The 6,470-nt window shown below is 46.4% G+C and carries 7 protein-coding genes; 2 read left to right on the top strand and 5 right to left on the bottom strand.

Translation table 11 applies throughout. The annotated features are described in order from the left end of the window. Positions 1 to 127: flagellin (locus P2G85_RS20000; protein WP_267135723.1), on the top strand; the 127-nt coding region annotated here is incomplete at its 5' end. 145 nt (positions 128 to 272) lie between these two features. Further along, positions 273 to 1,400 (top strand): flagellin, encoded by a 1,128-nt coding sequence (locus P2G85_RS19995; protein WP_275865824.1) that lies wholly within the window; start codon positions 273 to 275, stop codon positions 1,398 to 1,400. Between the two features lie 54 nt (positions 1,401 to 1,454). Here the strand turns inward: P2G85_RS19995 and crr are convergent, their stop codons facing one another. The 5 genes from crr to cysZ form a co-directional block, all read right to left on the bottom strand. Next, entirely contained in the window at positions 1,455 to 1,964 is a 510-nt protein-coding gene (gene crr / locus P2G85_RS19990) for a PTS glucose transporter subunit IIA (RefSeq protein WP_275865823.1), read from the bottom strand. A 127-nt stretch (positions 1,965 to 2,091) separates the two neighbouring features. Further along, positions 2,092 to 3,816, bottom strand: a complete 1,725-nt coding sequence (gene ptsI / locus P2G85_RS19985; RefSeq protein ID WP_275865822.1) for a phosphoenolpyruvate-protein phosphotransferase PtsI — start codon at positions 3,814 to 3,816, stop codon at positions 2,092 to 2,094. Between the two features lie 139 nt (positions 3,817 to 3,955). After that, on the bottom strand, positions 3,956 to 4,213 hold the full coding sequence (locus P2G85_RS19980; protein WP_275865821.1) for an HPr family phosphocarrier protein: 258 nt from the start codon (positions 4,211 to 4,213) through the stop codon (positions 3,956 to 3,958). Positions 4,214 to 4,508: 295 nt separating this feature from the next. Next, positions 4,509 to 5,477: a cysteine synthase A gene (gene cysK, locus P2G85_RS19975; RefSeq protein WP_275865820.1), complete on the bottom strand. Its 969-nt coding sequence runs from the start codon at positions 5,475 to 5,477 to the stop codon at positions 4,509 to 4,511. Between the two features lie 134 nt (positions 5,478 to 5,611). Then, positions 5,612 to 6,349, bottom strand: a complete 738-nt coding sequence (gene cysZ, locus P2G85_RS19970; protein WP_275865819.1) for a sulfate transporter CysZ — start codon at positions 6,347 to 6,349, stop codon at positions 5,612 to 5,614. Positions 6,350 to 6,470 lie beyond the last annotated feature (121 nt).

Here is a 6,470-nt window from a genome sequence, read left to right as displayed (position 1 = left end):
TAAAGATACCGACTTCGCTAAAGAGACGACTCAGATGACCAAATCACAGATTCTGTCGCAAGCGTCAAGCTCAATTCTTGCGCAAGCAAAACAAGCGCCAAACTCAGCGCTAAGTCTGCTGGGTTAATTTCTCCCTGAGTGGCTTTGGTGGTGAACAAGACACTTTGATGTCACCCGGGTATGACGATATTGCTCAAAAGCCAGGCTAACCCCTGGCTTTTTTCGGTATTACCGATAGAGCAGTGCTAGTGCAAGGAGTTCGTATCGATTAGATGATCTCTTTAAATACTAATGTCGCTGCGATGATGACGCAGCGGCATCTCAATCATGCCGCTGAGCAAAATGTGGAATCGCAGCGCAATTTGGTATCGGGTTATCGTATTAACTCAGCCAGCGATGACGCTGCTGGCCTGCAGATATCGAATACTCTTGATACGCAGACAAGAGGGCTTGATGTCGCCCTGAGTAATGCTAATAGTGCGTATTCCGCCGCGCAGACGGCGGAAGCGGCATTACATGAGAGCAGCGAAATGTTGCAGCGATTGCGAGATCTGGGGTTGCAGGCGGCAAACGGCGTCGTGCGTTCTTCCGATCGTGACAGTCTGCAGTATGAAGTCGATGCTCTCAAAGACGAACTAGATCGAGTGGCGGTGACGACCACGTTCGCCGGTAAACACTTGTTTGATGGTTCTTATGGATCGCAGAGTTTCCTGATCGGTGCGGATGTTAATTCAATTTCCCTGACGCTAAAGGATCTGCGTACCGATGTGCCGCAAATGGGCGGGCATCACTATCTGTCGGGGAAGGCGGTGGATGCAGATTGGCAGGTCGATAAAACAAATAGTCACCTTCAACTCCATTACTTAGATGCTGGCGGAGAGCAATCCACGACCACAATTGAGCTCAAAGCCGGAGATAATCTGGAACAGGTTACCAGCTACATTAACGCCCGGCAATCGGTAGTGAACGCTTCGGTTACCGAGGAGCGTAAGCTGCAATTTTTTGCCGCTAGTTTAAACGCACCGCAGGGCGTTGATATTGAGGGTAGTTTAGCCACAGAGCTGGATGTGAAGCCGGGACAGTTAGTCACCGTTGATGATGTTAATATGACCACGGTTGGTGGGGCACAGCTTGCCGTGAGTGTAGCGGATGCGGCGCTTAGGTATGTGGACTCTCACCGCAGTGAAATAGGTGGTTTCCAGAATCGTATCAGCGGTACGATGGATAACTTAAACAGCATCAACTCTAGTGTGACTGCTTCTAAAAGTAGGATCCGCGATACGGATTTCGCGCGTGAGTCTACCGAGATGGTGCGATCTCAAGTATTGCAAGATGCAACAACAGCGTTGCTGGCTCAAGCTAAACAGAGACCACGTGAGGCGTTGGGTTTACTTAGTTGAAAAACAAAAAACGCTGCCAATGGCAGCGTTTTTTTAGGTTCGACTAAGTGGTAATTACTTAGTTACACGTAGTACTGGCGTTTCACCAACAGTTACAGAACCAGCAAGCTTGTTCAGCTCTTTGATTTCGTCCATGTTAGAGATAACAACAGGAGTCAGAGTTGATTTTGCTTTCTCTTCCAGAAGAGCCAGATCGAACTCAATGATAGTGTCGCCAGCTTTAACAGTTTGACCTTCTTCAGCGATACGCTTGAAGCCTTCACCTTTCAGTTCAACAGTGTCGATACCGAAGTGAACGAAAAGCTCTACGCCGTCGTCAGACTCGATAGAGAATGCGTGGTTTGTTTCAAAGATCTTACCGATAGTACCGTTTACAGGAGCTACCATCTTGTCACCAGCAGGCTTAATAGCGATACCATCACCAACGATTTTCTCAGCGAAAACAACATCTGGCACATCTTCGATGTTTACAATTTCACCAGATAGTGGCGCGATGATTTCGATTGCACCAGCATCAGCGCTGTCATCAGATACAAGCTTCTTAAGTTTATCAAACAGACCCATTGTGTCATGCTCCTAAGGTTTGGTTTTATTCTGTCGAATTATACTATACCAATATAGACCATTAGACGACTATTTTTACCGTCTAATGGCCATTACGTACTGAATATCTTGGTACTAGTTCACGTGATTATTGTGCTTTTGCTGCAATGAACTTTTCTACAACTGCTTCGATTTCTGCTGCTGTTGGTAGAGAAAGTGCTTCTTCAGCCATTGCTTTCACTTCGGCGAAGTTAGAGTTACGGATAACTTTCTTCACTTTAGGGATAGAGATGCCGCTCATTGAGAACTCGTCCAGACCCATACCTAGAAGTAGAAGTGTTGCACGCTCATCACCAGCTAGTTCACCACACATACCAGTCCACTTACCTTCAGCGTGAGAAGCATCGATAACTTGCTTGATCACTGTAAGTACTGCTGGTGATAGTGGGTTGTATAGGTGAGAAATCATCTCGTTACCACGGTCAACCGCTAGCGTGTACTGAGTCAGGTCGTTGGTACCGATAGAGAAGAAAGACACTTCCTTCGCCAGGTGGTGTGCGATCGCTGCTGCCGCTGGAGTCTCAACCATTACACCGATTTCGATGTTTTCGTCGAAGGCATGACCTTCAGCGCGTAGCTCTGCTTTGTACTCTTCGATAGCTTTCTTAAGCTCACGGATTTCTTCAACAGAGATGATCATTGGGAACATGATACGTAGTTTACCGTGTGCAGATGCACGCAGGATACCACGTAGCTGGTCACGTAGGATTTCACGACGATCCAAGCTGATACGTACTGCACGCCAGCCCAGGAACGGGTTCATCTCTTTTGGAAGGTCCATGTACGGAAGATCTTTGTCGCCGCCGATATCCATAGTACGGATGATTACAGCTTCACCGTTCATTGCTTCAGCAACTTCTTTGTACGCTTGGTACTGTTCTTCTTCAGTTGGTAGCGCATCGCGGTCCATGAACAGGAATTCAGTACGGTACAGACCAACACCTTCACCGCCGTTACGGATGATACCGTCACAGTCTTTAACGGTACCGATGTTACCGCATACTTCTACGCGGTGACCGTCAGTGGTTTCTGCGTGCAGATCTTTAAGTTTCGCCAGCTCTTCTTTTTCAGCCAGGAACGCTGCTTTAACTGCTTTTGCTTCTTCCAGTTCAGCTTCAGATGGGTTGATAACGATTTTGTTGTTCATCGCATCAAGAATCAGCATGTCGCCGTTCTTCACTTGCTTAGTGATGTCGTTAGTACCAACGATAGCTGGAAGCTCAAGAGAGCGAGCCATGATTGAAGTGTGCGAAGTACGACCGCCGATGTCACACGCAAAACCAAGCACGTAGTCCAGGTTGATTTGTGCAGTTTCTGATGGCGTTAGGTCGTAAGCCACCAGGATAACTTCCTGGTCGATATCACTTAGTGAAACGATGTTGATACCTAGTGCGTTTTTAACAAAACGAGAACCGATGTCACGGATATCAGTTGCACGCTCTTTTAGGTATTCGTCGTCTAGAGACTCAAGAGCACATGCCTGCTCTTCGATAACGGTGTGAATCGCGTTATCTGCACTCAGTTTGTCATTTTTGATAAGTGCTAGGATTTCTTCTTCTAGCTCTTCATCTTCAAGAAGCATGATGTGACCTTCAAAGATCGCTTCTTTTTCTTCACCGAACGTTTCAAGCGCTTTTTGCTTGATAGTTTCTAGCTGAGCAGCAGATTTATTACGAGCGTCGAAGAAACGCTGAACTTCAGCTTCTACTTGATCGTCAGAAATAGTGTTAGTGTTTAGGACAATTTCATCTTCTTGAAGTAGTAGTGCTTTACCGATTGCAATACCAGGAGATGCTAGGATGCCTGAAATCATAGCTTTACCTTAAGTTTGGTCAACTTTATAAAACGGGAGAATAATGGGTGTGCTAACGAATAGTTTTAGCTTAGTTTTGAGTCTATTTCCAACGAAGCCATTTTGTTTTCACAAAATGGCTTCGAAATAGGAGACCGGATTAGTGTAGTTGATCCATTAGAGCAACTAGGTGGTCTACTGCATTTTGCGCCTGTGGGCCTTCAGCAGAAATAGTAACTTGAGTACCTTTTACTAGGCCTAGAGTTTGTAGCTTGAATAGGCTCTTAGCGCTAGCGCTCTTGCCGTTAGAAGTCACAGTGATGTCCGCATCGAATGCTTTTGCTTCTTTAACGAACTGTGCAGCTGGACGAGTGTGAAGGCCGTTTTCTGCAGTGATTTCTACTTGCTTCTCGTACATGTGATATACCCCAATAAATGTATTTTTTGTTAGTTGTGACCAGGTTTAGATTACCTGCTTTGTATCTGGTGCGCTAGCACGGGAGAGTTCAAAGCGTGTCAAATCTGATACTAGTCAAAAGTTTAGTGATTGCGCAACTAAATGCTCACGCCATCACATAGAAACCTTTTTAACTTGCTTCTTTTATTTTGAAGCTAGAAATAAAACACCCTGATATTACCAAAGGTGAGGCAGGGATCAACAAAAAAGCCCCTGAACGGGGCTTTTTTAAACGAAAATTTGATTTGACCACATATTACTGCTGATTCTCTTTGTCGGTAAATATGCCGGCAAACAGGGCTGTGCTGAGGTAACGCTCACCGGAACTCGGCAGCACGGTTACAATGGTTTTTCCTTCAAATTCAGGAAGTTCTGCGATGCGGTTTGCTGCAACCACCGCCGCTCCAGAAGAGATGCCGGCAAGAATGCCTTCTTCTTCCATCAGGCGACGGGCCATTTCGATCGCTTCTTCAGAGGTAACCGTTTCTACCCGGTCAAGCAGGTCCAGATCCAGGTTGCCAGGAATAAAACCAGCACCAATGCCTTGGATTTTATGTGGTGCAGGTTGTGGTTCTTCACCTGCCAGCACCTGGCTGATCACCGGAGATTCAGCCGGCTCCACAGCCACTGAGGTGATGGTTTTACCCTTTTCACCTTTTAGGTAGCGGCTGGTTCCGGTGATGGTACCGCCTGTTCCTACGCCAGAAACCAGCACATCGATTTCACCGTCAGTTGCATCCCAAATTTCAGGTCCGGTAGTTTTTTCATGGATTTCCGGGTTAGCAGGGTTGTCGAACTGCTGTAGCAGCAAGTATTTTTCCGGATCACTGGCAACAATCTCTTCTGCTTTGGCAATCGCACCTTTCATGCCTTTGGCGGCTTCAGTGAGTTCAAGGTTTGCACCGAGCGCTTTGAGTAGCTTGCGACGCTCAAGGCTCATTGACTCTGGCATAGTCAGAGTCAGTTTGTAACCACGAGCGGCTGCTACGAACGCCAGCGCAATACCCGTATTACCACTGGTTGGTTCAACAAGCTCTACGCCCGGTTTGAGTTTGCCTTGTTTTTCTGCATCCCAAATCATGTTGGCACCGATACGGCATTTTACGCTGAAGCTAGGGTTACGCGCTTCGATTTTTGCTAATACATTACCTTTGCTGACTTTATTCAGGCGAACCAGAGGCGTATTACCAATAGTAAGTGAGTTATCTTCGTAGATTTTGCTCATAGTGATGTTCCTTCATTACACGCTAGTGAATATGTTAGAAGAATATGCTGTATGGAAAAAAGGGAAAAGGATTAAAAAGTTATAAGATATGAGGCTCCAGCTTAACACCCGGAGCCGCTCATCAAAAAGGATGGTTAGTCTTTAAATTCCGAAACCCACATTGCCGTTGCGCCGCACACCGCAACCGGCATAACAATTAAGTTAAGTATAGGGACTGTGGTGAATACCGATACCAACACGCCAAAGCCATAGGCTTTGTGTTGTTTTCGTTTCATTTTGTAACGCATCTCGTTAAACGGGACTCGGTGGTTGTCAAACGGATAGTCACAGTACTGGATTGCCAGAATCCAGGCGGTAAAAATAAACCACAGTACGGGCCCCAGGGTTTGGCCCAGGGCGGGAATAAGTAATAAAATGAATAATCCCAGGGCTTTGGGAAGCACGTACAGCAGCTTACGCCATTCACGAGCCAACACACGCGGGAGATCTTTTATCAGCGCCGCTAAGCCATCGTCATTGATTTTTTGCCCGGTCAGTGTCTCTTCCACTTTTTCTGCCAACAGGCCGTTAAATGGCGCGGCGATAAAGTTGGCCAGGGTACTAAAGAAATAGGAAAAGGTCGCGAGTATGGTGATCACCAGAACTGGCCAGAGTATGTAACTCAGCCAGGAAAGAAACTCCGGTAACTGCCCGAGCCAGCTTTCTATCCAGATATTGAGGTTGGAAAACAGGTAGATGATAGCGCCGCCAACCAGAATCAGGTTAGCCAGTAATGGCAGAATGACATAGCGTCGAATTCTGGGAGACAGTGCCAGGTGCAGTCCGTAAAGAAAGTAGCCGAATCCGCTACGTTGTCGATTTTCCATCTTCATATCAATCATCTATTGAGTAAATGAAAAGCCATTGTACCTGGTGGTTATGATGTTTCAATGTTTTGGATAGCAGGGGAAGGAAATTGGATCGTGGTAAAAATAACAACAAAAAAATGAACTT

It is taken from the genome of Vibrio sp. CAU 1672 (assembly GCF_029223195.1).
In the GTDB taxonomy this organism is placed as follows: domain Bacteria; phylum Pseudomonadota; class Gammaproteobacteria; order Enterobacterales; family Vibrionaceae; genus Vibrio.
Note: the sequence above shows the minus strand (reverse complement) of the source record. Positions and strands in the feature narration are given on the sequence as shown.

Bases quoted from the DNA above. Each gene is read 5' to 3' on its own strand.
- P2G85_RS19995 (WP_275865824.1), top strand. From the start codon at position 273: ATGATCTCTTTAAATACTAATGTCGCTGCGATGATGACGCAGCGGCAT.
- ptsI (WP_275865822.1), bottom strand. From the start codon at position 3,816: ATGATTTCAGGCATCCTAGCATCTCCTGGTATTGCAATCGGTAAAGCA.
- P2G85_RS19980 (WP_275865821.1), bottom strand. From the start codon at position 4,213: ATGTACGAGAAGCAAGTAGAAATCACTGCAGAAAACGGCCTTCACACT.
- cysK (WP_275865820.1), bottom strand. From the start codon at position 5,477: ATGAGCAAAATCTACGAAGATAACTCACTTACTATTGGTAATACGCCT.
- cysZ (WP_275865819.1), bottom strand. From the start codon at position 6,349: ATGAAGATGGAAAATCGACAACGTAGCGGATTCGGCTACTTTCTTTAC.
- crr (WP_275865823.1), bottom strand. From the start codon at position 1,964: ATGGGTCTGTTTGATAAACTTAAGAAGCTTGTATCTGATGACAGCGCT.